Genomic DNA, 26053 nt, shown 5'->3' on the forward strand with positions numbered 1-26053 from the left:
GCTTTGCCCCCCTCCCTTTTGTCGAAGACAAAGGGGAGGGTCGGGGAGGGGTGCGCTTTTGCCTTGAGCCTTGCAGCAACAGTTCAACGGCTGAAACGAAAACCCCCAAAGCCCCCCTCCCCAACCCTCCCCTGCGCCATTGGCGCAAGGGAGGGAGTTTTTCTTTGCTTGCGGCAAGCGTTCCGTGACGCACCCAGGATGCGCACCCTCCCCTGTGCGCAGCACAGGGGAGGGCTGGGGAGAGGTGCTTCTGCTCCTGCCTGATTCATAACGCCAAAGCAAAAGCTCCACCCCTCACCCGCCCCGCTTCATCTGCGATGAAAGGGAGGGAATGCTTCATGGCTTGCGGCAGGCGTTCCGTGACGCGCCCAGGATGCGCACCCTCCCTTGTGCGCAGCACAGGGGAGGGTTGGGGAGGGGTGCTTCTGCTCCTGCCTGATTCGTAAGACCAAAGCAAAGCTCCACCCTCCCCTTCATCTGCGATGAAAGGGAGGGAGTGCTTCATGACCTGCGGCAGGCGCCGCTCAAACCTTGCCGATTCCGGCAGCCCATGTGCCGAAAGCGGGCCGCCATGACCTGTGGCCCAGCCCCGGCAAAGTCCGGACTGCTACGCTTGCCCGGTTCTCTTCATCGGTGCCCGCAATGCCCAGACTTCTGCCCCTGTCCCTGCTGTTGTTGACCGCTTTCGGCAGCGCCCATGCCGCGCCCACGCCCATCACCATCGAACAGGCTATGGCCGACCCGGATTGGATCGGCCCGCCGGTCGAATCCGCCTGGTGGTCGTGGAACAGCCAGCAGGTGGAGTACGCGCTCAAGCGCCAGGGCAGTGCGGTGCGCGATACCTTCCGCGTGGCCGCCAACGGCGGCGTTGGCCAGCAGGTCGCCGACGACCAGCGCCGCACCCTGGACGCGGCCCGCCGCGTCTACGATGCCAGCCGCCAGCGCATGGCCTTCGTGCGTAATGGCGACGTGTTCGTGCGTGACCTGCGCAGCGGCGCACTCACCCAGCTGACCCGCAGCAACGAGCGCGCCAGTGGCGTTAACTTCGCCGCCGACGGCGGTGTGATCTGGGCAGTGGGCAACAACTGGTTCCACTGGGATGCCCGCAGCGGCACCGCCCGCCAGGTGGCCCAGCTCAAGGCTGAGAAGAACCCGGCCGATGCACCCAAGGCCGATGTGCTGCGCGACCAGCAGATGCGCACCCTGGCCACCCTGCGCACTGATCGCGCCCAGCGTGAAGAACTGCGCGAGCAGGGCGAGCGTTGGCGCCAGGCCGACCCGACCCGCGCCCCAGCACCGATCTTCCTGGGCGCCGATGTGGAAATCACCAGCAGCGTGCTTTCCCCTGACACCCGCCACCTGATCGTCGTCACCTCGCCCAAGAGTTATGAGGAGGGTCGCGGCGGCAAGATGCCACTGTACGTGACCGAATCCGGTTACGAAGAAGCCGAAGACACCCGAACCCGCGTAGGCCGTAGCAATCCCGTTCCGCAGTCGCTGTGGTTGGCCGACACCAGCACCGGCAAGGTACAGCCACTTTCACTGGACGCCCTGCCCGGCATCACCACCGATCCACTGGCCGCGCTGCGCCGCAAGGCCGGCAAGGACGCCCTGGAAGGTAATCGCCCGGTGCGCATCGGCATCGACGGCTGGGGCGGCGGTTATGAATCAATCCGCTGGAACAGCGATGGCAGTGAAGTCGCCATCCTGCTGCGTGCAATCGACAACAAGGATCGCTGGATCGCCACCACCAGCGCCACCAACGCGAAGCTGGAAACCCGCCATCGCCTCACCGACGGCGCCTGGATCAACTGGAACTTCAACGATTTCGGCTGGCTGCCCGACAACCGCACGCTGTGGCTGCTGTCCGAGGAATCGGGCTATTCGCACCTGTACACGCAAAGCGGCAGCGGCAAGCCCAGGGCCATCACCTCGGGCAACTGGGAAACCTCGGCCCCGGCGCTCAGCGCCGATGGCCGCAGCTTCTACTTCCTGTGCAACCAGAAGTGGCCGGGCGATTACGAAGTCTGCAACGTCGATGTCAACGGCGGCACGGTGCGCGAAGTGACCGCGCTCGACGGCGTGGAAGACTTCAGCCTGTCGCCGGATGGCCAGCAGCTGCTGGTGCGTTACTCCGCGCCCTACCTGCCCGCCCAGGTCGCCGTGCTGCCGAGCAGCGGCGGTCAAGCCCGCACGCTCACCGACACCCGCAGCGCCGAGTTCAAGGCCCGTGAATGGGTGCAGCCGCAGATGGTGCAGGTGCCGTCCAAGCACGGTGCCGGCCACGTCTGGGCCAAGTACTACGGCCCGGAAACGCTGGAGCCGGGCAAGCAGTACCCGATCGCCATGTTCGTGCACGGCGCCGGCTACCTGCAGAACGTGCATGCGCGCTATTCCAACTACTTCCGCGAGCAGATGTTCCACAACCTGCTGGTGCAGAAGGGCTACATCGTGCTGGACATGGACTACCGCGGCAGCGAGGGTTACGGCCGCGACTGGCGCACGGCCATCTACCGCAACATGGGCCACCCGGAGCTGGAGGACTACACCGACGGCCTTGACTGGCTGGTTGCCACCAAGCAGGGTGACCGCGACCACGCCGGCATCTACGGCGGCTCCTACGGCGGCTTCATGACCTTCATGGCGCTGTTCCGTTCGCCGGGCACCTTCAAGGCCGGCGCCGCGCTGCGCCCGGTGGTGGACTGGCACCAGTACAACCACGCCTACACCAGCAACATCCTCAACACGCCGGACATCGACCCGGAGGCCTACCGCATCTCCTCGCCGATCGAGTACGCCGAGGGCCTGCAGGACAACCTGCTGATCGCCCACGGCATGATGGATGACAACGTGTTCTTCCAGGATTCGATCAACCTGACCCAGAAGCTGATCGAACTGCACAAGGACAACTGGTCGATCGCGCCGTACCCGCTGGAGCGCCACGGCTACACCCGCGCCGACTCCTGGCTGGACCAGTACAAGCGCATCCTGAAGCTGTTCGAGCAGGAGCTGAAGTAAGCAGTAAGCAACACGACAAGGGCGCCGCAGGGCGCCCTTGTCGTTTCAGGTGTGCCCCGTCGTGATGCGCACCCGGCAGAACCTGCCAGCGGCCAATGACTAGGGCGCGGACTTCAGCAGGGTGGTGAGCTCACGAATCATGTCTTCATCCTCGCCACCCAGCGCTATCAATTCCGGCACCGCCTTCGCCAGCAACGCATGCCCCTCGGCGGTCTTTCCCTCGAACAACAGCGCCTGGCCTCGTACCGCAGCCAAGCGGTGCTCCCATCCCCGCCGTGAATCACCGGCCATCAGCAGTGCCGGATCCAGCCCCTCCAGTGCCTGCAGTGCTTCGGGGTAACGCTTCATGTCCAACAACATCTGTGCACGGCTGAAGCGGAAGACCTGCGCATGCACGTTGCCGTCTCCACCGTGGTGTTCACGCAAACTGCGCTCGGCACTGAGCAGATAGTCGATACCGGCCTGGCGGTCACCGCACTCATATTCCATGTCCGCCAGATTTCCGGTTTCCACCAGCGTGGCCTGTTTATCCGCACCGAAGTGATCGGCCATGCGTTGCCGCACCGTTCGCATCACCTGCAGGCCGCTGGGGCAATCGCCACTCAAACTGTAGATGTTGGCCACCGCCGACAGCTGCACCAGCGTCTGGTATTGATTGGGCCCCAACACCCGCTCCGAGGTCTCCGCCGCCGCCTTGGCCAAGGGCAGCGCTTCGTCGTTCCGACCGAGATTGCGCAGGGCACGGGCAAGATTCAAACGCAGTGCTGACACATAGATGTCCCCGATTCGACGACTGTCGTAGGCCTCGTCGGCGAGCGTGGCGCGCAGCATTTCCATCACCTCCTGCGGCCGCCCCTGCCGCAGGATGATGTCGGAGAGATTGATGCGCAGCTTGGCGGCACTCAACACATCATCCGGATACAGCTGTTGACGCAGCTGCTCGGCTTGCTTCAATGCCTTTTCCGCGGGTTCAAGCCGCTGTTGCTGCACGTTCCACATCGACCGCGCCAAGGCCGCCGCAAACGCCACGCCGTCGCCATCGGCCAGGTGCCCCCGTGCCTTGGCATCGGTCTGCTCCAACAGTTCACCGGCCTCGTCGAATTTCTGCGAATAGGACAGTGTGCTGGCCAGGTCGTAGCGCGCCTTCAGCGCAGGCTCGCTGTCCTCGCCAAAGGCCCGGCTGTAATCGCGGATGGCCGCCCGCAGGTGTACTTCACTGCGGTCACGGTCGCCCAGCGTTCGCCATGAGCCGCCCAACGCGGCATGCAAAGCCCCGCGGGTAGCCGCATCATCCGGGAACCGTTGGTCGGCATGCTCGGAAGCGTAATCCAGCATGTCCTTGATCGTGGGGGTGTGTTCGTAGCTGCTGCCGCCGGGGTTGATCGCACCAATCAGGTCGTTGCTCAAAAACCGCACCACGCCGTCGGCGCGGGCGGCCTGTTGCTGGGCCACCTCGCGCTGCTGCTCGGCACGCCACCACATCACGCCACTTGCAAGCGCGCCGGATGCCAGCAAGGCCAAAGACGCAAGCAACCAGGGCCGACGATTGCGCGCCAGCACGGCACGCCGCTCGGCAACGGCGATACGTTCGCGCACCAAGGCCTGCACCGCATCCTGTTCGCGGCGCTGCTCCAGTTGCCGCAGACTGGCTGCAAACTCAACGGCCGACGCGAAGCGCCGCTGCGGGTCGCCATTGGCAGCCAAGGCGATGTCCTGGCGGAGCAGTGGGTCGGTGATATCGGCTTCCCAGCCGGCAGACAACGGCCTGCAGAAGTCACCCACCACCAATTGATAGAGCGTCACGCCCAAGGCATAGATGTCGCTCTTGACCGTGGGTGCGGCCCCGGCCACCACCTCCGGCGCCAGATACAACGGGGTACCGCCATCGACGGCGCTGCTTGCCGACGCGGTCAACCCCAGCCGGCTGATACCCAGCTCATCCAGCATGCCGTGCTCGAACACGCTGCTGCCGAAATCGGCAACGCACAGGCGACGCCCTTCCGGCTCTTCGCGCATCAACAGGTTGGCGGGTTTGAGGTCCCGGTGCAGCACACCCGCTGCATGCGCAGCGGCCACGACATCCACCGCACCAATGAACAGTTCCAGGCGCTCAGCCAGGGGCAGTTCGTTGAGTACCTGCTGACACTGGTCAAGGCTGACGCCGCCGTACTCAAGTTCCACGAAGCACGGCAGTTGCTCGAAATCCCAGTCGATGACCCGCACCCGCCCCGGATTGGCCACCTGGGCGCGCTCCAGCAGGCGGCTCACCGTGACCTCCCGCTTCAACGACGGCAGGCGTCGGCCATCCAGGCTGAATTTGAACACCCGCAACTGGTCCGTTTTGGCATGCCGGCTCAGCCACACCTCGCCGTCGTCACGCCGCGCCAGCATCTGCTCCAGGCACCAATGGGGGCGACGCGGAACCCGGTCACCGGCAGCCAGCAGGCTGGCCTTGGGCAGGAACTCCACCTGGCGGCGACGCACCGGCGCCTCGAGCCGGTACCCCACCCGCGGCACCGTGGCGACCAGGTCGGCCATATCGCCCAATGCCCTGCGCAACTTGCCGACGGCGTTGGTCAACACCGCCTCCACCACCACCCGGCCGTTCCAGACCTCTTCGATCAATTCCTGCTTGGTCACCACCTCGCCGCTATGCCGCAGCAGGTACTGCAGCACGCCCAGCGGCTTGTGCTCCAACTCCACGGGATTGCCCCGGACGCTCAGCTGCCAGCGGGCCTCGTCCAGCTCCACTTCGGCAAACGTCCAGCAGTACAGAACGTTCTGGGTCACACCCTCTTCCTTGAATCCCATGCTCCCCCCGAGCACCAACGAAATAAAACCTTATTAAATTCAAATAATTAGAAACCGTTTGAACTTCGTTTGCGGGCCATGAGGACGGCCACCACCGCTTGCCCTGACAGTTCCCTCGAACTTGCCCCCTGTGGCGGGGCACGGAGGGTTCCATGCAAGGCCGGATCATTCACTACAACGACGTCGAGGGCAAAGGATTGATTGCCACTCCCTTGCGTCAATGGCTGTTTCATATCGGCCAATGGCGTAGCGATGTCGCACCGTCCCCCAATCAGCGGGTGCGTTTGCTGCTGCAGGACGATCACCTGATGGGCGTTGAAAGGCTCACCTCTCTGGACCTGGCATGCGACTTCGCCCGCAGTGGCGTCGGCCGTTTGGGTTGGCCCGTGCTGATCACCCATGCGGCATTTGTGGTGTCACTGGTACTGGCCGTGCCCGGCGCCCTTTCCATATCGACCATTGCTCACCTGCCGGATCACCCCCCATTGCTGCTGGCCTGCATGGCGCCGCTCTTGCCCCTGTTGCTTTGGCCACAGCGCTGGACATGGCTGGCACTGCTGCTGCCATTGGCGGCGGTGCTGTCCTGGCATTGGCCCCATCGCGACATTCATTCCCTCGCCGCACTGGGCATCGCGTTCTGGATGCCTTTGAGCTGCTCGGCGGCAGAGGCGGTGCTGGGTATGCACCGCCTCTTCCATTCATTCCAACAAGCGCGGCGCTGAGGCTTTTCTTTCCGGCCGCAATGCCCCTTGTCCCTTGCCGATACAGCTATCCCTCAGGAGCAAACACCATGAAGCACATCCCCATCATCCGCACGGCGGTTGCGGCCATGTTGCTCACGGCGCCGGCCTTCAACGTCGCCGCACAGCAGGACAACAGCGGCGTACTACAGCGCCTTGCCGCCCTTGAAGCGCGAGTGGCCGCGCTCGAAGCTCGCCCCGCCATTGCGTCCACCACAAACGCGGCATGGCAAGACCCCGAAAAGTGGAAGCGCCTGCGCAAGGGCATGACCGAAAAGGAAGTCACCGACCTGCTGGGACCGCAGACCCGGGGAGATCGGCGCGCCGACGGTGCCACGGTGCTGCTGTACCTGGACCCCCTGAATATCCACCACGGGAACGTGCTGCTGATGCAGGGCCACGTCTACCACTGGTCCGAGCCGGCTTTCTGAGCTTCGCCCGGTTTCGATGCCCGTTCACGCCCTACCCATCACCCCCAGCCAGCCCGGAGATCACCGAAATGGACAGCTCAACGTTCTTCTATCTGTTCCTCTCTCTCGTCTTCATCTTTCTCTATCCGACAGTGCTCGCCCTCATTGCCAAATTGAAAGGCCGCTCCTGGCTGGCCTGGGGTGCGATTGGCATCGTCTGCGCGCTGATCCCCGTCATTGGCCTGGTCGGCTGGGTGGTTTCCATCATCGTCCTGCTGGTCCGCCCTGCGACAGGTGCAGCCGGCGCCAGTCACGCCATTCCCGGGGACTTCAATGCCACCCACCGGCACGACAACATCGCCATCAATGCGCAGAACGGCAGCGTATGGCTGCGCGAAAAATCCGGCCGGGCAATCGTCGTCCATTCCTCGGATATCAGGCATCTCAACCAGACCTGGGCCAGCAACAGCAACGCACAGGCGTACAGAAACAGACTGGAGGTGACGGTCAACAACCTGGACAAGCCCGTGTGGGTCATCGAGTTCGATCGCCACAACGAGAACTGGATCTACAAGGGGCGAAACAAACAGGAAGCCAGTGAATGGATCGCACGACTTTCCTCACTCTGAACCAGTGCAGGCACGCCTGCACCCGCAACATCCTCAACACGCCGGACATCGACCCGGAGGCCTACCGCATCTCCTCGCCGATCGAATATGCCGAAGGCCTGCAGGACAACCTGCTGATCGCCCACGGCATGATGGATGACAATGTGTTCTTCTAGGATTCGATCAACCTGACCCAGAAGCTGATCGAGCTGCACAAGGACAACGGGTCGATCGCGCCGTACCCGCTGGAGCGCCACGGCTACACCCGCGCCGACTCCTGGCTGGACCAGTACCAGCGCATCCTGAAGCTGTTCGAGCAGGAGCTGAAGTAAGCAGTAAGCAATACGACAAGGGCGCCGCAGGGCGCCCTTGTTGTTTTTTGTTCTTCGAATGCGTGGAAGGCACCCCTCCCCAACCCTCCCCTTCGCTGCGCGAAAGGGAGGGAGCAAGAGCCGCATTGCCATCAGCCGCGGCAATGCGTGCAACCGCAGCTTCAGCCCCCTCCCTTTGGCCGCAGGCCAAGGGGAGGGTTGGGGAGGGGTGCAGTTGCAATCGCTTTCAACCCAGAACCCACATTGCATCAAAATACCCCCATGCCCACTGCGCACACTCCCATCCGCATCGTCACCGCCGTCATCCTCGATGCGCAGCAGCGTGTGCTGGTGGTACGCAAGCACGGCTCGGATACCTTCATCCAGCCCGGTGGCAAACGCGAACCCGGCGAAGAAGCGTTGCAGACCCTGGCGCGTGAACTGCACGAAGAACTTGGCATAACGATGGACCCCGGCAGCGCGCTGCCGCTGGGCATCTTCGAGGATGCCGCGGCCAACGAGCCGGGCCGGCGCGTGCAGGGCGAATCGTTCCTGGTGCAGGCCAACGGCAGCCCGCGCGTGCAGGCCGAGATCGCCGAGCTTGCCTGGGTTCCGCTGCGGCCACCGCATGGCGTGAAGCTGGCCCCGTTGAGCGCACGGCACACGCTGCCGGCAGCATATGCCGCGTTGGTCAAGGCTGGGAAAGCCAGCTGAATCCGGCGATAGTGCGCGCACTTGCCACAACGTCCACACCGTGAAAGCCCCCGAACTCCCCCCCGTGAAAACCCCGCGCAGCGCTGCGGAAACCTTTGTCGATGTCACCGCCAGGCTGTCGCTGGTGATGGCGGCCCTGGCCATTCTCTGGAGTCTTTTCCAGCTGGTGCTGGTGGCGGTGCTGGGGCGTCTGGACGTGCTCGACTTCACGCAGTCGCATGGCCTGCCGGTCCCTGCGGTTTTCCGCTGGATGGAGCAACACGCGCTGCTGTTGAGCGTGCTCCTGCTGGCGGTGTCGGTGGTGTTTCTTGCAGTGTCCTGGGGCCTGTTCAAACGGCGCGAATGGGGCCGGCTGGGCTTCATCGTGTTCCTGGTGCTGGTGGCCTTGCTCAACTTCGCCAGCCTGCCACTCATCCACTCCGTGTTCGGGAGCATGCAGGCCATGTTCCCGGCCGAGTTCCTGCAGTCGGCTGAGGGCATGGAGCTGCGCACCCAACTCCGTACTGGCCTGTGGATGTCGCTGATCAGCGGCGCGGTCACCGCCCTGGCCTTCGCCGCATTGCATGGCTGGCTGGTGATCAAACTGCAGCGGCCCGACGTACGCGCCCTGTTCCATTGAACTCATGACTTCCCGGGGATCCCTCATGTCCACGCCTGTTTCCAGCTTCCGCCTGCTGCGCGGCCTCACCGCCCTGCTGTCACTGATCGCACTGCCGGCGATGGCCGCAACGCCGCTGGCCTGCGGCAGTTACAAGGAGGTCGATGGTTCGGCCCGGTTCGTGATCGAAAGCCCCACGCAGGCCGTTCGCACCTACGACGGGCAACCGCCGATCCGCTACCTGATCCGCCAGCAGGCGCAGGCACTGCATGTCGCCGACCTGTCCAACGGTTTCACTGACGACTACACCATCAGTGCCGACGGCAAGCGCATCGAGGGCACCCTGGCCAACTACGTGCTCGACACCCCGGCCCGCTGCAAAAACACTCCACAACCGGCTGCCGGCAGCTGCCGCGCCGATATCGACCAGTGCATCACCGCCGCCGGCAGCGCCTCGCCGCAGCAGCTGACGCAGTGGTGCCGCGAAGACCTGCCGTTCGCCTGCGAGCGCCTGGTCTCCGCCTACCAGCGCCAGGCGCAGGAACAGCAGCAGGCCGCAACGCCGGAGCCGGACCTGCAGGAACCCGAGGCCTGCAAGGAATCCTCGCCGGCGTTCGATGAAGCCGCCTGCAGAGCCGCCGCGCGCGAAGTGTTGGGCATGGCCATGGCCAAATCCCTGCTCGGCAGCCTGGGCGGCGCCAGCGTGCCGCTGGCCGACGGCCCGCTGGGCGAACTGCTGCAGCTCTGCCGCACGCACCCTGACGCCGGCTTCTGCAGCACGGTGGCCGAGGCGCACTGGGACGCCGGCCGTTACATGCAGGCAGGCGAAGCACTGCAGCTGGCCTGCAAGGCCGGTGGTGACGATCATCTCTGCCAGCGCGCGCACGGCCTCGCCACGCTGTCGGCGGCCGATCTCACGCCGGTGGCAGCCAGCACGCTGCCCTGCGGTGATTACACCGCCGCCACCGGCCTGATGAGCGAGCTGTCCTTCGGCGACCAGGGCATCGTCGCCATGGGCTTTGGCAGCGAGCTGCGCGCCCGCCTGGAGAATGACGCCATCCACGTCCGCCACGACAAGGGCGGCGATTTCGTGTTCAAACCGCTGCGCAACGGCAACCTGCTCGGCATCGACCAATGGAACCGCTACGCCGTCTACCAACGCACCGGCGGTGCCGCCACCTGCAGCGCGCCCACCGCCTACGTGGAACTGCCGCTGCCGCAGGATTGCCCCATCGGCCGTGATGCCCAGGCCTGTTGCGACAGCGGCAAGCTGGCCGGCTGCAACGCCATGGGCCACCGCAAGGCCCTGGCCGGCGACTGGCAGGCGGCCGCGCCGTATTACCTGAAGCTGTGCCAGGCCGGCGTGCGTGCCGGTTGCGAAAACCTGCGCTCGGTCTATGAAAACACCGGGGACGAGGATATTCCCGGCAAGCTGCTGTCCCTGTGCAACCGCGACGGCAAGCGCACGCATGTGGCCTGCGATGTCTACGCCACCAGCAACTGGACGCTGCTCGGCCTGGGTGCGCAGCTGCAGCGGGCGGCCGATGAAATCGACGCCGAAGACGCCACCGATACCGCACCGGCCCGTGCCAAAGAACGTAAATCCTTCCGCAAGTAACGCCGGCCAAGGCCTGCGCTAGAGTACCCCCATGAACGAATTCGACCGCGTACGCGACTACCTCACCGGGCTGCAGGACCGCATCTGCAGCGCCATCGAACATGCCGATGGCCAGGCCCGCTTCATCGAAGACCGCTGGCAGCGTGCCGAAGGTGGCGGTGGCCGCACCCGCATCCTGCGCGATGGTGGCGTGTTCGAGCAGGCCGGCATCGGTTTTTCCGACGTGGCCGGCACGCGCCTGCCGCCATCTGCATCGGCCAACCGCCCGGAGCTGGCCGGCGCCTCCTGGCGCGCCTGCGGCGTGTCGCTGGTGTTCCACCCAAGCAATCCCTACCTGCCCACCACCCACGCCAACGTGCGCTACTTCCAGGCCGAGCGTGATGGCGAAAAAGTGGCCGCCTGGTTTGGCGGCGGTTTCGATCTCACCCCGTTCTATCCGTTCGACGAAGACGTGCAGCATTGGCACACCGTGGCACGCGAGCTGTGCGCACCGTTTGGCGACCAGCGCTACGCCGAACACAAGCGTTGGTGCGACGAATATTTCTTCCTCAAGCACCGCAACGAAACGCGCGGCGTCGGTGGCTTGTTCTTCGACGACCTGCATGGCGACTTCGACACCGATTTCGCGTACCTGCGTGCCGTGGGCGACGGTTTCCTCGATGCCTACCTGCCGCTGGTCGAACGCCGCAAGGACACGCCGTATGGCGAACGCGAACGCGAGTTCCAGTTGTACCGTCGTGGCCGCTATGTCGAGTTCAACCTGGTCTACGACCGTGGCACCTTGTTTGGCCTGCAGAGCGGCGGCCGCAGCGAGAGCATCCTGATGAGCCTGCCGCCACGCGTGCGCTGGGAATACGGCTACCAGCCGGAAGCCGCCAGCGACGAGGCAAGGCTGGCCGATTACCTGGTCCCGCGCGACTGGTTGGCCGAATAAATCGATAGTGCCGGGCCATGCTCGGCATGGCGCTTCACCCGTACGGGGAATTTCTCAACACACCGCAAAAAGCACCCCTCCCCAACCCTCCCCTTGGCTGTGCCAAAGGGAGGGAGCAGATCATGCAGCCCGCGCCTTGGCAGCCATGCCATGTGGTATCCGCGAGGCCGGTTCCGGCTCCCTCCCTTTGGCACAGCCAAGGGGAGGGTTGGGGAGGGGTGGCCTTTCAAGCAACACCACTCGCTCACCGCTCCGCTTTGAGCAGGACGGTGATGTGCCCATTGGTCTCCAGCAACGCCAGCTCCACGTCGTCCACGTCATCACTGCCGGCATCACGCATGGCCTTGGCAAAATCGGCCTTGCTCACCAGCTCGCGGCGCAACACCTTCTGCAGCACGTGACCGTGCCGGGCCAGCACCACCGGCTCGCCTTCGATCACCCGCTCAATCGCCGGGCTGCGCGTGGTGATCCAGCCAACAACGTAGTTCAGCAATATCAGCGTGGCCGCCAGCAACAACCCGCCACCCAATGAGGTGTCCTGCCCCAGCAATGCGTTCTGCACCGCATTGCCCAGCAGCACCAGCAGCAACATGTCGAAGGCGGTGAACTGGCCCAGCGCGCGCTTGCCCGCCACCCGCACCATCGCCAGCACCACGACGTAAACCACCACCGCGCGCAGGACGAACTCCCACCACGGCATCGACAACGCAAACAGGTCCGGCATCGGTGTCTCCCAGCACTCGGCGCATTGCCTGCATGCTCGGCCAGCACGGATCAACACGGCGCGACGAATGGCCACTGACGCGGGCCCGGCAGACTTTCCTTCGATCCAAAAAGAAGCCCCGCCGACCAGGGGGGGGTCGACGGGGCCGGGGAGCGGGCATTTGGGGAGGAATCCCCGCTCCGAGATCTGCTCCAGGGGATGGGAGAGATCCGCGACAGGTATTGCGCCTGTCGGGGTCTATATCACCACCACCAACATTGATGGTTCGTGAAGAATCCGTCGGCTTTTCCCGGGAATTAAGGAGGGATTCATTCCTGCAAAGCATCGCTGACAATGAATGGGTAAACCGCCCCGTTCAGGGTGAATCTGGTCACATTCTCAATGCGCTTGGTCCCAGTTTTCACCGACACCTGTATCCACCACCAGGGGGACACGCAGGGTCGCCGCGGCAGACATGCGCGCTTCCACCTCCACCCGCAGGGTGTCGATGAAGTCCACATCGGCCTCGAACACCAGTTCGTCGTGCACCTGCAGGATCATCCGGGCCTGTTCCGCGTGGCCTGACAGCCACGCATCCACGCTGACCATGGCGCGCTTGATGATGTCCGCCGCAGTGCCCTGCATCGGTGCATTGATCGCCGCACGCTCGGCACCGGCACGCAGGCCCTGGTTGCGGGCGTGGATGTCGTTCAAATACAGACGGCGCCCGAACAGCGTCTCCACATAACCGTTTTCACGGGCCTGAACGCGCATGCGCTCCATGAAGTCACGCACCGCCGGATAGCGGCTGAAATACAGCGCCACATAATCCTGCGCCTGGCCCCGATCAATGCCGAGGTTCTTGGCCAGGCCAAACGCGCTCATGCCGTACATCAGGCCGAAGTTGATCGCCTTGGCCGCGCGGCGCTCGTTGGCCGTTACTTCCTCCAGCGTGCGCCCGAACACCTCCGCCGCGGTTGCGCGGTGCACGTCAGCGCCCTGCTCGAAGGCCTTGATCAGGCCCGGATCTTCGGACAGGTGCGCCATGATCCGCAGTTCGATCTGCGAGTAGTCACACGCCATCAACCTGCGCCCGGCGGGCGCGACGAAGGCCTTGCGGATGCGGCGGCCATCTTCGGTGCGGATCGGGATGTTCTGCAGGTTGGGATCGGACGAAGACAGGCGCCCGGTCGCCGCACCGGACTGGTGATAGCTGGTGTGCACGCGGCCGGTGTCCGGGTTGACCATTTCCGGCAGCTTGTCGGTGTAGGTGCTGCGCAGCTTGGCCAGGCCGCGATATTCCAGGATCACACGCGGCAGTTCGTGCTGCTCGGCAATCGCTTCCAGTGCTTCTTCATTGGTGCTGGGCTGGCCCTTGGGTGTTTTCACCAGCGCCGGCAGGCCGAGTTCGTCGAACAACACCGCCTGCAGCTGCTTGGGCGAATCCAGGTTGAAAGTGTGCCCGGCCATTTCCGTGGCCTTCTGCTGTGCAGCGAGCATGCGCGCGGACAGGTCCGCGCTCTGCCGTTTCAGCTCAGCACTGTCGATGGCCACGCCGTTGGCCTCGATGCGTGCCAGCACCGGCACCAGCGGCATTTCGATCTCGCGGTACACCTTTTCCAGCGACGGCTCGGCCGCCAGCTGCGCCGACAGCACGCGGTGCAGGCGCAGGGTGATGTCGGCATCTTCAGCGGCATAGGCACTGGCTTCGTCGATGCCCACCTGCGAGAACGGAATCTGCTTTGCGCCCTTGCCCGCCACGTCCTCGAACTTGGTGGTGGTGTAGCCCAGGTAACGCTGTGCCAGCGAATCCATGTCGTGGCGGGTCGCCGTCGAGTTGAACACGAAGCTCTCCAGCATCGTGTCGTCGGCATAGCCACGCACCTCGATGCCGTGACGGCGCAACACATGGATGTCGTACTTGCCGTGCTGGCCGAGCTTTTTCTTGTCAGCGCTTTCCAGCAGCGGCTTGAGTGCATCCAGCACCTGCTGCATCGGCAGCTGTGCCGGCGCACCCGGATAGTTGTGGCCGACCGGGATATAGGCGCCCTTGCCCGGCTCCACCGCCAGGCTCACGCCCACCAGGTTGGCGCGCATGGCATCCAGCGCGTCGGTTTCGGTATCGAAGGCGAATTCATCCGCGGCCTGCAGGCGCTCCACCCAGGCCTGCAGCTGTGCGTCGGTGAGCACGGTTTCGTACTCGCCCTTGCCCGCCATGGCCGGGTCCACGACGACCGCCGCGACGCTGTCGCTGGCCTTGGCATAGCCGGCGGCGGTGCCGCGCAGGCTGACCTTGCTGTCATCCACGGCGGCCGGTGCTGCCGCGCCACCCAGTTCACGCAGGGCCTGGGTAAAGCCGTAGCGCGCGTACAGCGTGCGCAGGGTGTCCGCGTCCTGTTCACGCAGTTTCAGGTCACGCGGGCCCTGTTCCAGCGCCAGGTCGGTACGGATGGTGACCAGGTCGCGGTTGAGCGGCAGCCGCGGCAACGCAGCGCGCAGGTTCTCGCCGATCTTGCCCTTCATGGTCGGTGCGGCGGCGATGACGCCGGCCAGGTCGTTGTACTCAGCCAGCCACTTGGCGGCGGTCTTGGGGCCGCATTTCTCCACGCCGGGCACGTTGTCCACGGTGTCACCCATCAGTGCCAGGTAATCGACGATCTGGTCGGCGCGTACGCCGAACTTGTCCATTACCGCAGCATCGGAATCGGTACGGCTGCCGGTCATGGTGTTGACCAGCACCACGCCCGGGCGCACCAGCTGGGCAAAATCCTTGTCGCCGGTGGAGATGGTTACTTCCAGCCCATCAGCGGCGGCGGCCAGGGCCAGGGTGCCGATCACATCGTCGGCTTCCACGCCGTCCACGCGCAGGATGTCGATGCCCAATGCCTGGACGATGTCGCACATCGGCTGCACCTGTGCACGCAGGTCGTCGGGCATCGGCGGGCGGTTGGCCTTGTACTCGGCGTACATCTCGTCGCGGAAGGTCTTGCCCGGCGCATCCACCACAAAGGCGACGTAGTCGGGCTTTTCCTTCAGCGTGGCGCGCAGCATGTTGACCACGCCAAACAGCGCGCCGGTGGGCTCGCCGGCAGCGTTGGACAGCGGCGGGAGCGCATGGAATGCGCGGTACAGGTAACTGGAACCGTCAATCAGGACTAATCTGCTCATGCGCCGATTCTACGCGGCGGGCCGCCGGCCTACCTGCACAGGCATAATCAGACCCACGTCTATTCGAGGAAACCCACCATGAAGCAGTTGCTGCTTATCCCCTTGTTGGCCCTGGCCGGCTGCGCCACCACCGGCGGCGCGCCGGTGGACGTCACCGGCGCCGATGTCACCCGCAAGGCGATGGACAACGGCGACACCATCGAGGAATACCGCGTCGGCGGCACCCTGCGCATGGTCAAGGTGACCCCGGCCCGCGGCGCCCCGTTCTACATGTACGACCGTGACGGCGACGGCCGCATGGACAGCGACAAGGACGGCACCAAGCCGGTCTATTGGAAGCTGTACAGCTGGTGAGCTTGTCTCCCTGCCGTGCGCGAAGCGTGGGGGAGGGCTGGGGAAGGCTGCCTTTGGCAGCCAGAGATGAACCCCGACACGGCTGCATCTGCAACAAAGCCCTCACTTCGAGGGCTTTGTTTTTGAACCCACTGGATTCTTTGCGGACAACGCTGAAAGCACCCCTCCCCAACCCTCCCCTTGGCTGCGCCAAAGGGAGGGAGCGGTTCTGCTCCCCTTCGCTTGAAGCCAAAGGGAGCTCAGGGCTCAGTCAGCACCGCTGGCCTCAGCGGATCACCAGCACCGGCACGGTGCTGCGGGCCAGCACCTCGGCGGTCTGGCTGCCCAGCAGCACCCGGGTGACGCCGCGGCGGCCGTGCGAGGTCATCACCACCAGGTCGCTGCCGCAGGCCGTGGCGGTATCGATGATGCCGTCAGCGGCGTAGCGGTCGAGCACATGGTGGCTGAGTACGTTGCTGATGCCGGCCGCACGCGCCGCTTCCACCGCCGGCTGCAGGATCTTCTGTGCGGCCGTCTCGCGGTCCTTCTTGTACTCCGGGCTGGCTTCGTAGCCGGCGCTCCAGCCCATCGCGTCGTACATGCCCACCGCCCAGGGTTCGGACACGGTGACGATGTCGGCATGTGCATTGAGCTGCGCAGCCAGCTCCAAGCCCTTGGCCAGGCCCTTGGCGGAAAGCTCCGAACCGTCGGTGGCAATCAGAATGCGCTTGTACATGGCAGTTCTCCTGAGTGAAGGGTGGACAGTAACCATTGCACACCCGATGTTGTGCCCGTGCATTGAGGTAAATCAATCCGCTGAACGCCCTTCCGCGTTGGGCTGACCGCTCCGGATCAGCCACAAGCCCAGCAGGCACAGGGCGGGCATCACCCACGCCTGTGCGACAAGCGGCCATGTGCTGTCACCATCCAGCCAGATCACCCAGCCGGTTCCCAGCCCGGCGACCAGCAGGCTCTGGATGCCGTAATACAGTGCGACCGCCGCACCCGCATTGTCGCCAAACGTTGCCAGCGCCCCGTTGGCCGTCACCGACACCATCAACACGATGCCGATGGCGATCACCCACATGGGCACGACCACGCTTGCGAACGAAGGTGGCAGCCAGCCGCTGCACATCGCCAACCCGGCCGCACCGGCCATCATCACCCCCGCACCACGGCCACAGCAGCCGGCCACGCCCCAACGCGCCACAGCGCGCGCGGCAAAACGCGTGGTGACGATCATCACCAGCGCCACCGAGCCGAAGGCCAGGCTGAATGCCATTGGCGAGAAGCCCGCGCCGATGATCAGCACCCGCGGTGCGATCGAGAAGAACACGAAGAAGCTGCCCATCGCCGCGCTGAAACCCAGCGTGTATACCCAGAACGGCAGGCTGCGCAGGATCACACCAAATGCCCGGCGTGGTGCCGGCCCGCGGCTTGGAAGCGTCTCCTGCCAACCTGTCCACGCCCGCAGGAAGGCAATGGCCGCCATCGCCCCGAGCATGGCGAAGATGCCGCGCCAACCGAACGCTGTTGCGATCAATGCACCCAGGACCGGGCCCAGTGCCGGAACGAACGCCAGGATCGACCCGAACAGGCTGTAGATCGTGGCTCCTTCCGGCGTGTCGGCATACACGTCGCGTACCGTCGCAAAGGTGGCAACCAAGGCTGCGGATGCACCCAGCGCCTGCAGCACCCGCAAGGCCAGAAACATGCCGCCACCTTGCGCGCCGGCAAGTGCGAGTGATGCTGCCGAAAACAGCAGCGCGCCACCCAGCACCACCGGGCGCCGCCCAATGCGATCAGACAATGGACCAAACAGCAGCTGGCCCATGCCAAGCACCAGCATGTAGGCACTCAAGGTCAACTGGATGAGCGCCGGTGATGTGCGCAGCGCGGCCGGCATCTGCGGAATTACCGGCAGGTAGACATCCATCGCCAGTGATGCAAGCAGGTCGAAAGGCACCATCAGCAGTAAGGCTGACGGCAGGGAATGTGCCCAGTGGCGGGCAGGAAGAACAGACATGGCAAAGCCTCCGTACGGAATCATGATCCGACGGCGACCTGCAGGTTATTGGCTCAAGGGCAGTGCGGGTCGCCGCAACAACAAGCAAGGTTGTTGCGGCTTAGCGAACTGCGAGCGGGTTGGCTCCCATCGTTTCACTCCCGTGCGCGGCGTGGCACCGGCGCACTGTATCCAAAGCTGCCATCGGCCGCATCTTCGCGGCCATGGCCCGGGCGTTGACGGCTTACAGCACCGTCAGGTTGGCGTAGGCCATCACCAGCCACTTGCTGCCGGCGTCGGCAAACTCCACCTGCACGCGCGCATGCGCACCGTTGCCTTCGTAGTCGGTGACCATGCCTTCGCCGAACTTGGGGTGGGTGACCAGCGCACCGAGCTTGATCGGCGGCGCCTCGATGTTGGCGTGGCCGCCCATCACCCGGTTGGCACCGAGCGAGGCCGGACGCGAAACCTGCACCTTGGGGCGCACTTCATGCAGCAACTCACGCGGGATCTCGCGCAGGAACCGCGACGGCAGGCTGTAGTTGTCCTGGCCGTGGATACGCCGCGATTCGGCATAGCTGAGCACCAGCTTCTGCCGCGCGCGGGTGATGCCCACGTAGGCCAGGCGGCGCTCTTCTTCCAGGCGGCCACTTTCTTCCAGCGAACGTGCACTGGGGAACAGGCCTTCTTCCATGCCGGCCAGGAACACCAGCGGAAACTCCAGGCCCTTGGCCGAATGCAGGGTCATCAGCTGCACACCTTCCTCGCCCGCCTGCGCCTGGCCTTCGCCGGCTTCCAGCGAGGCGTAGGACAGGAACGCCACCAGCTCGCTCATGTCCTCGGCACCTTCTTCGATGTCGTCATCACGACGCACGAAACGCGAGGCCACCGAGATCAGTTCGTCCAGGTTGTCGGTACGCGATTCCGAATCCAGCGCATTGCGACTTTCCTTGCCCCAGTGCTCGCGCAGCGCCGAGCGCGTGAGCACATGTTCGATGCGCTCGGCCAGGTCCATTTCGCCGGTTTCGGAGGTGGTCTGCTGGACCAGGTTGATGAAGCCAGCCAGTGCATTTTTCGCCCGCGAGGTGAGGTCGTTGCCCTGCGTGGCCAGCATTGACGCTTCCCACAGCGACAAAGCCTGCTGGCGTGCGATGCGCCGCACTTCATCCAGGGTGCGGTCGCCGATGCCACGCGTCGGCGTGTTCACCGCACGCTCGAACGCGGCGTCATCGTTGCGGTTGGTCATCAGCCGCAGGTAAGCCAGCGCGTCCTTGATTTCAGCGCGCTCGAAGAAGCGCATGCCGCCATACACGCGGTACGGCACCTGTTCGCTGAGCAGCACTTCTTCAAACGCGCGCGACTGGGCGTTGCTGCGGTAAAGCACGGCGACATCGCCATAGCTGCCGCCGTCACGCACCCACTGCCGCGCGCGCTCGACCAGGTAACGCGCCTCGTCCATTTCGTTGTAGGCCGCGTACAGGTCGATGGGATCACCATCGCCGCTGTCGGTCCACAGTTCCTTGCCGATGCGGTCCGGGTTGTGCGCGATGACCGCATTGGCCGCGCCCAGGATGTTGGCGGTGGAACGGTAGTTCTGCTCCAGGCGCACGGTTTCGGCACCGGGGAAATCCTTCAGAAAACGCTGCACGTTTTCGACCTTGGCTCCGCGCCAGCCGTAGATGGCCTGGTCGTCGTCACCGACCACGAACACATGGCCGCTGTCGCCGGCCAGCACGCGCACGAAGGCGTACTGGATGGCGTTGGTGTCCTGGAACTCGTCCACCAGGATTTCGCGGAAACGCGCGCGGTAATGCGTCAGCAGGCCCGGGTTGTCGCGCAGCAGTTCATGTGCGCGCAGCAGCAGCTCGGCGAAATCTACCAGCCCGGCGCGGTCACAACGCTCCTGGTAGGCGATGTACGCCTGGCGCATGGTTTCGCCCCACTGGTCGTGCGGTTCGGGCTGGATGTGCTGCGGGCGCCGGCCCTCATCCTTCTGCGTGTTGATCCACCACATCACCTGCTTGGGCGGATATTTGCCGTCGTCCAGCTCCAGCTGCTGCACCACGCGCTTGATCAGCCGCAGCTGGTCGTCCGAATCCATCACCTGGAAAGCCTCGGGCAGCTTCGCCTCGGGCCAGTGCAGGCGCAGCAGACGGTGCGCAAGGCCGTGGAAGGTGCCGATCCACATGCCACGGCTACCCTTGGGCAACTGCGCATCGATGCGGTGGCGCATTTCGCCGGCCGCCTTGTTGGTGAAGGTCACCGCGAAGATGCCGTGTGTAGGCACCTGGAAGACTTCATTGAGCCAGGCGATGCGGTGAATGAGCACACGCGTCTTACCGGAACCGGCGCCGGCAAGAATCAGGTGGTGACCAGGAGGCGCGGAAACGGCCTCGCGCTGGGCTGCGTTCAGCCCGTCGAGAAGGTGGGAGACATCCATCGGCGCATTTTACGCCAGGCTGGGTACGGTTCCCCGAACACGGGCCGCACGGCATGACGCCACTCAGGAACCGGGCGGTGCCAGCGGCGGCCGTGCCCGCCGTACCAACAGCCCGCTGACCGTTGCCCACAGCACACCCCCGACCGCGCCGAGGCGATGGGCCAGGGTAATCACGGCCCAACCTTCCCAGCGGCTGCCAAAGCGCCATTCGTAAAACAGCTTGAGTGCCACCAGCCCCAGCAACAGCCACGCCAAGCGGCCACCGCGGCGTACCAGTACGATCACCAGCAGACCGTGCAGCAGACCGGACAGCCCGGCATACCATTCCAGCGCCGGGTCCAGCCACAGCAGCCCCAGTGACAACAGCGGCATGCCCAGCAGTGCCGCAGCCGCCAGCTCACCCAGCATGCGTTGGCGCGCGGCCAACAGCACGATCACCGCAAGCGCCGCCAGGTTCAGCAGCGCGTGCGTCCAATCCAGGTGCAGCAGATGGCCGCTCCACAGCCGCCACCACTGCCCGTGTGCAACAAGAGCACGGTCCAGCACCATCACGTCGGCCAGCGCCGGCCAGCGCAATGCAGCCGCGCTGGCCAGTGCCGCCAACAGCAGGATCAGCGACGGCGCAGCAGCAGGCCGGCGCCAACCAGCAGCAAGGCCAGTTCCCACCACTGCGTACTCCCGCCACCGCCACGACGCCATTCGCCACCGGAGCGGCGATCCACCAGCTTGACCTGGCCTTCCTCGCGCACACGCACGGCGAAATCGGCGATGGCCTTGTCCAGGTTGCCGGTCATGCCGGTCATCGCCACATCGAAGCTCTCGCCCGCCAGGCGCTGCTGGGTTTCATCCACGCGCACGGCGGTCGAGCCGCCATCACGCTGGTCCGTGCCCGGTGCGCGGAACAACAGCGTGCGTGTCTTCACGTCAAACACCGACGTATCGACGAAGGTACTGACCTGGTTGCTGTTGCCGCGGATGGTATAGGCACCCACCAGCGTCCAGTACAGGAACGAAGCTGCGTTCTGGTCGGTGCGGATGATCTGGTCGTAGGACACCAGCGCCACCAGGTCCACGCTGTACATGCGCGCGACCTGCTCCAGGTTGTCGAAGCCACCGCGTGGACGCAGGTAGCCGTCCGGGATCACTTCGATGCGCTCGATGAACGGTTGCGCGCGGAAGGTTGTGCGCACTTTTTCCAGCAGCACACTGCGCTCGGCGGCACTCACCCCCACCGGATCATTGGGCGAAGGCACGAACACCAGGCCCACGCGCGCCGGCAGCCGCACCTGCGGCACTTCGGCCTCGGTGGCCGGCTCGAACTTCTGGCCGGGCGGATACAGGTAATCCACCACGCTGCTGGAAACACCGCGCCGCTGGGCGCCACCATCAAACAACGACGCGCAGCCGCCGAGCAGCAACACCACGCCGGCAGCCAGCAACCAATGCCGGGGTTGCCGGCCGATCACCGTGCCGCGCGTCTCGATATTCCGCTCCATCTATCCCGCTCTCCTTGAGGCTTGGTGCCGGCACTATACCGGCCCACTGAAGGCTGGGCCGCTCAGCGCAGCAGTGCCTGTGCCGCCTGTGCGGCCTGCCCGCGCAACTCCGGAATGGCCAGGCTTTCCCACAGGCAGCCAATGCGCAGGCTGCCCAGCACCTGCACGCGCGGCTCGGTATTGCCGTCTGCGTCAATCAGGCTGCCATCGGCGGCGCTGTCGATGCCGATGCCATGCGGGCCCGGGCGGGCCAGGCCACTGCCCAGCAACTGCTGCAGCAAGGCATTGCGCATGGCCTGCGCACGCATCTCCACGCCGGTGGCGTTGATGACGTACTGCACGTCCAGTTGGAACGGATGACGGCGTTTGTCGAAGGCGGTGAGCTGTACGCAGGCGCCATCGGCAAAGGCGGTTTCCAGGCGGCCACGGTGCAACTGCAGCTGCCCTTGTTGCTGCAGCTCCATCAACTGCGCATGTACCGGCGCTGCGATGCGGTGGCGATGCACATCCCAGTAACGCACCACATGCCGCAGGAAGCGGCGCTGGTCGTCAAAGGACAGCGTCTGCCACAGCGCCTGCCCCATCGGGCGGATGCGCTCCATCACGTTCTGCCACGGAATGCCACGCTCGGCCGCGTCGGCCGCATGCCGGCGCAGCGCATGCAGGCGCTGGCGCAGGTTCATCTGCAACAGCGGCGCGGGGTCGTAGTCGGCGGTGGGGCCCTTGGCATGCGGCAGCGGCAACAGTGCGTGGCGCGACAACACATGGATACGCCCGCGATGACCGATGGCCCGCAGCGACACCACGGTGTCGGCCATGCTCAGGCCGGAGCCAACAATGGCCACATCGGCATTGGCGGCGATGCCATGCACCGAATCGAAATCCCAGGCTTCCACGCGCCGGCCGTCCGGCAGCGTGCCGGCGCCACGTGCGGGCAACGGCCGCAGCGCATTGCCCGACGCCAGCACCACGCGCTGCGCCTGTACTTGCTGGCCCGAAGCCAGGGTCAGCCGGAAACCGGCAGCGTCACGTTCCAGTGCCTGCACACGCTCGGCACGGATCTCCAGTTGTGCAGGGCTGGCCTGCACCGCCTGCTGCAGGCGCTGGCGCAGGTAGTTGGCAAAGTGGCTGCGCGGCACGAACTGCGTTGCCAGCGTGTCGCGATCAACGCCGGGGAAGGCCTGTACTTCCAGCACGTAATCGAGAAAATCCTCGACCTGGTCCGGGAAGCCGCCCATCTTGCCGGCCGGCACATTGAGCAGATGCTCGGGATAGACGGTGGCATAGGCCACACCCCGCGCCAATGGCAGCGACGGCTCCAGGACCAGCACACGCAACGCCTGCTGCGCGCCACGCAGCACGCCGATGGCAGCAAGGACGCCGGCGGCACCGCCGCCGATGATGGCCACATCACACGGCCTGGAAGTATCAATCACGCTCATTGGCCCGATTGTAGGCGATGCCACGTAATCAGCTGATGCCCCGGCTGCATGTGCTCATGGGCGATGCGCCGCTGCTTTTTCACACGGCTGAAACACAAAACCCGCCTTTCGGCGGGTTTTGCTTGGAACGGTAAACCAGGTAATCCGCGGGGATTACTTGATCTTGCCTTCCTTGTACAGAACGTGCTTACGGACCACCGGGTCGTACTTCAGGAATTCCATCTTCGCCGGGGTGTTCTTCTTGTTCTTGTCGGTCGTGTAGAAGTGGCCAGTGCCGGCCGAAGAAATCATACGGACCTTATCGCGCTTACCTGCCATGATCGTTTACTCCTCAGACCTTTTCGCCGCGGGCACGCAGCTCAGCCAGAACGGAATCGATGCCGTTCTTGTCGATGGTGCGCAGTGCATGCGCGGAAACACGAAGCTTGACCCAGCGATTCTCGCTGGCCACCCAGAAGCGGCGCTCGTGCAGGTTGGGCAGGAAACGACGACGGGTCTTGTTGTTGGCGTGCGAGACGTTGTTACCCGTCTGCACTCGCTTGCCGGAAACTTGGCATACGCGGGACATTGCGCACCTCGGTAATGTTGATGACTTCCTTAGCCAGGAAGACGGCGGCCCCGGCGGTTACCCGCCACACGTCATGGGAATCAAAGGGTTACGCTGACAAGGGCGGGCGAATGACGTGTTCCCGACCACCAATCCGGGGGTTCCCGGACACAGCGAGCCGGCAATTATGCTGGCCTTGGACTGTTTCCGCAAGTTGCCAGGGCGGCCATCGCCGCCGGAGGCACCGCTTGCAAAGATATTTGAACAGCGTACAAATATGTACTCAGTTCAAATAACACCCCGCCATGCCTTCGCTCGCCTCCCCCACACGCCGCAGCCGTAACCGCCAGGCCCGGCTGGCAACCCTGCCCGTTCTGGCGGGGACGCTTTTCGCGCGTGACGGCTATGACGCCGTGACCATGGAACAGATTGCCGCGGCTGCGGATGTCGCCCGCGGCACGCTGTACAACCACTTTCCTTCCAAGGAAGCACTGCTGGTGGCCTGGGTTCACCAGCAACTGGCGCAGGATCTTCAAGCGCTGGCCGGCGCGGCCGACACCCGCGCCGGCTTCAGCCATGGCATCACCGCGTTGCTGGATCTCTCGGCAAGGTGGTGCAGCGACCACCGCGGCGTGCTTGCGCCCTATCTGCGCGCCCGCTTCCTCGACCTGCGCACCGGGCCGGAAGCGGCCACGCAGGACGACGGCTTGATCGCCTACTACGCACACTTGATCAGCAACAGCCAGGCGCTTGGCGAGATCGCCCCGGGCCACGACGCCCGGCAACTGGCCACCCAGTTCCACTACCTGTACCTGGGGGCGCTGATGCGCTGGCTGGGCGAAGCCGAAGGCGACCTGCGTGCGGAATTCCATGCGGCCACCGCACTGTTCCTGCATGGCTGCGCCTGCGGAGACCAACAATGAAGCTGCTTGCCCTGACGTATGGCACCGAGGGCGACACGCGCCCATTGACGATGCTGTGCCGCGGCCTGATTGACGCCGGCCACGAGGTCACCCTGCTGGCCGATGCCGGCACCCTGGACAGCGCGCGAATGCTGGGCGTGCCACATCAGGCTCTGGAAGGCGACATTCAAGCCGAAGTGATGGCGCTGCTCGGCGGCGGCAGCGGGGTGCAGGCCGCGACCACCGGCCTGGCCGGTATTGCCCTGCGCCATACCGCCAGCTGGATGCGCCAGGCCGATGCCGCCGCAGAGGGCTGCGATGCCATTCTCAGTGGCGGCCTGGCAGCGTTCATCGGCATGAGCGTGGCGGAACACCGGCGTCTGCCTGTGATCGGCACCGGAATGATCCCGATCACGCCAACGCGTGCATTCGCCTCGCCGTTCCTGCCGCCGCGACGCGTGCCGCGCCCGCTCAACCGGCTGAGTCATGTGCTGGTGAACCAGTTGATCTGGAAGCAGTTCCGGCGGCCACTCAACCAGGCTCGGATGACGGTGCTGGGCATGCCACCACGGCGCGCGCTATGGCGCGATGTGCCGATGCTCTATGGCATCTCGCCCAGCCTGCTGCCCGCGCCTTCGGACTGGCCAGGCAACCACCATGTCTGCGGCCAATGGCGCGCACCGCAGGCACAGGCCTGGTCGCCGCCACCGGCACTGGAGGCGTTTCTCGATGCCGGCGAGCGGCCGGTTTATCTGGGCTTCGGCAGCATGGTCGGATTTGACCGTGATGCGGTATTGGCCGCCCTGCTGAAAGCGTTGGACGGACGCCGCGTGCTGCTGTTCCCTGGCTGGGCCGGACGCCCTTCGCTGTCGTTGCCGGACACGGTGCACATCATCGGCGCCACACCGCATGAAGCCCTGTTTCCGCGCACCGCGATGGTCATCCACCACGGCGGCAGCGGCACCACGCATTCGGCCTGCCGTGCCGGTGTTCCCTCGCTGGTGATGCCCTTCGCCGCGGATCAGTTTTTCTGGGCCGAGCAGCTGCACAGATTGGGCGTCGCGCCGCCGGCCTTGTCAGCCAAACGGCTGGACCATGGCCACCTCGCCAGCGCCCTGGCCTTTGCCGACCAGCAGGACACCCGCAACCGCGCCGCCGCACTGGGCGGGCAGATGGCAAACGAAGACGGCGTAGCCAATGCCGTGCGGGAAATCGAAGCGCTGCTGCGCTGAAAAGCAGCGCAGCAAATAGCGTT

Annotated in this window: 22 protein-coding genes and 1 pseudogene; 12 read left to right on the top strand and 11 right to left on the bottom strand. The window is 65.0% G+C overall.

The annotated features are described in order from the left end of the window. Nucleotides 1-642 precede the first annotated feature (642 nt). Nucleotides 643-3018 carry a S9 family peptidase gene (locus ACVOLO_RS01825; RefSeq protein WP_481568568.1) on the top strand — a complete coding sequence of 792 codons (2376 nt, stop codon included), beginning with the start codon at nt 643-645 and terminating at the stop codon, nt 3016-3018. A 99-nt stretch (nt 3019-3117) separates the two neighbouring features. Here the strand turns inward: ACVOLO_RS01825 and ACVOLO_RS01830 are convergent, their stop codons facing one another. Next, the gene (locus tag ACVOLO_RS01830) at nt 3118-5808 is read right to left on the bottom strand and encodes a tetratricopeptide repeat protein (protein WP_481568569.1); all 2691 of its coding nucleotides are present in this window, start codon (nt 5806-5808) and stop codon (nt 3118-3120) included. Between the two features lie 173 nt (nt 5809-5981). Between ACVOLO_RS01830 and ACVOLO_RS01835 the strand changes: the two genes are divergently transcribed. The 8 genes and pseudogenes from ACVOLO_RS01835 (at nt 5982) to hemF (ending at nt 11762) form a co-directional block, all read left to right on the top strand. Next, complete coding sequence (locus ACVOLO_RS01835; protein WP_481568570.1) at nt 5982-6551, top strand: hypothetical protein; 570 nt, start codon at nt 5982-5984, stop codon at nt 6549-6551. Nucleotides 6552-6619: 68 nt separating this feature from the next. Further along, on the top strand, nt 6620-7000 hold the full coding sequence (locus ACVOLO_RS01840) for a hypothetical protein (RefSeq protein ID WP_481568571.1): 381 nt from the start codon (nt 6620-6622) through the stop codon (nt 6998-7000). Between the two features lie 68 nt (nt 7001-7068). Continuing rightward, nucleotides 7069-7608, top strand: a complete 540-nt coding sequence (locus tag ACVOLO_RS01845) for a hypothetical protein (protein ID WP_481568572.1) — start codon at nt 7069-7071, stop codon at nt 7606-7608. A 17-nt stretch (nt 7609-7625) separates the two neighbouring features. Next, nucleotides 7626-7919, top strand: a pseudogene (locus ACVOLO_RS01850) (alpha/beta hydrolase family protein); the annotation flags it as partial. Nucleotides 7920-8180: 261 nt separating this feature from the next. After that, the gene (locus tag ACVOLO_RS01855) at nt 8181-8612 is read left to right on the top strand and encodes an NUDIX hydrolase (protein ID WP_481568573.1); all 432 of its coding nucleotides are present in this window, start codon (nt 8181-8183) and stop codon (nt 8610-8612) included. Nucleotides 8613-8676: 64 nt separating this feature from the next. Then, entirely contained in the window at nt 8677-9231 is a 555-nt protein-coding gene (locus ACVOLO_RS01860) for a hypothetical protein (RefSeq protein WP_481568574.1), read from the top strand. Between the two features lie 25 nt (nt 9232-9256). Continuing rightward, the gene (locus ACVOLO_RS01865; RefSeq protein WP_481568575.1) at nt 9257-10828 is read left to right on the top strand and encodes a hypothetical protein; all 1572 of its coding nucleotides are present in this window, start codon (nt 9257-9259) and stop codon (nt 10826-10828) included. A 31-nt stretch (nt 10829-10859) separates the two neighbouring features. Then, nucleotides 10860-11762 carry an oxygen-dependent coproporphyrinogen oxidase gene (gene hemF / locus ACVOLO_RS01870; protein WP_481568576.1) on the top strand — a complete coding sequence of 301 codons (903 nt, stop codon included), beginning with the start codon at nt 10860-10862 and terminating at the stop codon, nt 11760-11762. A gap of 244 nt (nt 11763-12006) precedes the next feature. Here hemF and ACVOLO_RS01875 read toward each other — a convergent pair whose 3' ends face one another. After that, nucleotides 12007-12486: a DUF421 domain-containing protein gene (locus ACVOLO_RS01875; RefSeq protein WP_481568577.1), complete on the bottom strand. Its 480-nt coding sequence runs from the start codon at nt 12484-12486 to the stop codon at nt 12007-12009. Nucleotides 12487-12864: 378 nt separating this feature from the next. Then, the gene (gene polA / locus ACVOLO_RS01880; RefSeq protein WP_481568578.1) at nt 12865-15633 is read right to left on the bottom strand and encodes a DNA polymerase I; all 2769 of its coding nucleotides are present in this window, start codon (nt 15631-15633) and stop codon (nt 12865-12867) included. Between the two features lie 78 nt (nt 15634-15711). Here polA and ACVOLO_RS01885 point away from each other — a divergent pair, with 78 nt between their 5' ends. Continuing rightward, nucleotides 15712-15987 (top strand): DUF2782 domain-containing protein, encoded by a 276-nt coding sequence (locus ACVOLO_RS01885; protein WP_481568579.1) that lies wholly within the window; start codon nt 15712-15714, stop codon nt 15985-15987. 265 nt (nt 15988-16252) lie between these two features. Here ACVOLO_RS01885 and ACVOLO_RS01890 read toward each other — a convergent pair whose 3' ends face one another. The 8 genes from ACVOLO_RS01890 to rpmB all read right to left on the bottom strand — a co-directional run bounded on the left by ACVOLO_RS01890 (nt 16253) and on the right by rpmB (nt 23917). Next, nucleotides 16253-16702, bottom strand: coding sequence for a universal stress protein (locus tag ACVOLO_RS01890; RefSeq protein WP_481568580.1), 450 nt, complete (start codon nt 16700-16702; stop codon nt 16253-16255). A gap of 72 nt (nt 16703-16774) precedes the next feature. Then, nucleotides 16775-17992, bottom strand: a complete 1218-nt coding sequence (gene cml, locus ACVOLO_RS01895) for a CmlA/FloR family chloramphenicol efflux MFS transporter (protein WP_481568581.1) — start codon at nt 17990-17992, stop codon at nt 16775-16777. A 223-nt stretch (nt 17993-18215) separates the two neighbouring features. Further along, on the bottom strand, nt 18216-20411 hold the full coding sequence (gene uvrD, locus ACVOLO_RS01900; RefSeq protein WP_481568582.1) for a DNA helicase II: 2196 nt from the start codon (nt 20409-20411) through the stop codon (nt 18216-18218). A 63-nt stretch (nt 20412-20474) separates the two neighbouring features. Continuing rightward, nucleotides 20475-21077 (bottom strand): rhombosortase, encoded by a 603-nt coding sequence (rrtA, locus tag ACVOLO_RS01905; protein ID WP_481568583.1) that lies wholly within the window; start codon nt 21075-21077, stop codon nt 20475-20477. Beyond that, complete coding sequence (gene rhlP, locus ACVOLO_RS01910) at nt 21023-21907, bottom strand: rhombotarget lipoprotein (RefSeq protein ID WP_481568584.1); 885 nt, start codon at nt 21905-21907, stop codon at nt 21023-21025. The genes rrtA and rhlP overlap by 55 nt, the downstream gene beginning before the upstream one ends. Nucleotides 21908-21969: 62 nt before the next feature. Continuing rightward, on the bottom strand, nt 21970-23349 hold the full coding sequence (locus tag ACVOLO_RS01915) for an FAD/NAD(P)-binding protein (RefSeq protein ID WP_481568585.1): 1380 nt from the start codon (nt 23347-23349) through the stop codon (nt 21970-21972). A 153-nt stretch (nt 23350-23502) separates the two neighbouring features. Then, a complete protein-coding gene (gene rpmG / locus ACVOLO_RS01920) occupies nt 23503-23670 on the bottom strand; it encodes a 50S ribosomal protein L33 (RefSeq protein ID WP_431595754.1) in 168 nt (55 codons plus the stop codon). A gap of 10 nt (nt 23671-23680) precedes the next feature. Further along, complete coding sequence (gene rpmB / locus ACVOLO_RS01925; RefSeq protein WP_005411638.1) at nt 23681-23917, bottom strand: 50S ribosomal protein L28; 237 nt, start codon at nt 23915-23917, stop codon at nt 23681-23683. 284 nt (nt 23918-24201) lie between these two features. On the opposite strand from rpmB, the gene ACVOLO_RS01930 reads away from it, so the two are divergent. After that, nucleotides 24202-24819 (top strand): TetR/AcrR family transcriptional regulator, encoded by a 618-nt coding sequence (locus tag ACVOLO_RS01930; RefSeq protein WP_481568586.1) that lies wholly within the window; start codon nt 24202-24204, stop codon nt 24817-24819. Then, nucleotides 24816-26030, top strand: coding sequence for a glycosyltransferase (locus ACVOLO_RS01935; RefSeq protein WP_481568587.1), 1215 nt, complete (start codon nt 24816-24818; stop codon nt 26028-26030). Before ACVOLO_RS01930 ends, ACVOLO_RS01935 begins: the two co-directional genes overlap by 4 nt. The last annotated feature ends 23 nt before the right edge of the window (nt 26031-26053 follow it).

The organism is Stenotrophomonas sp. STEN056 (assembly GCF_056759635.1).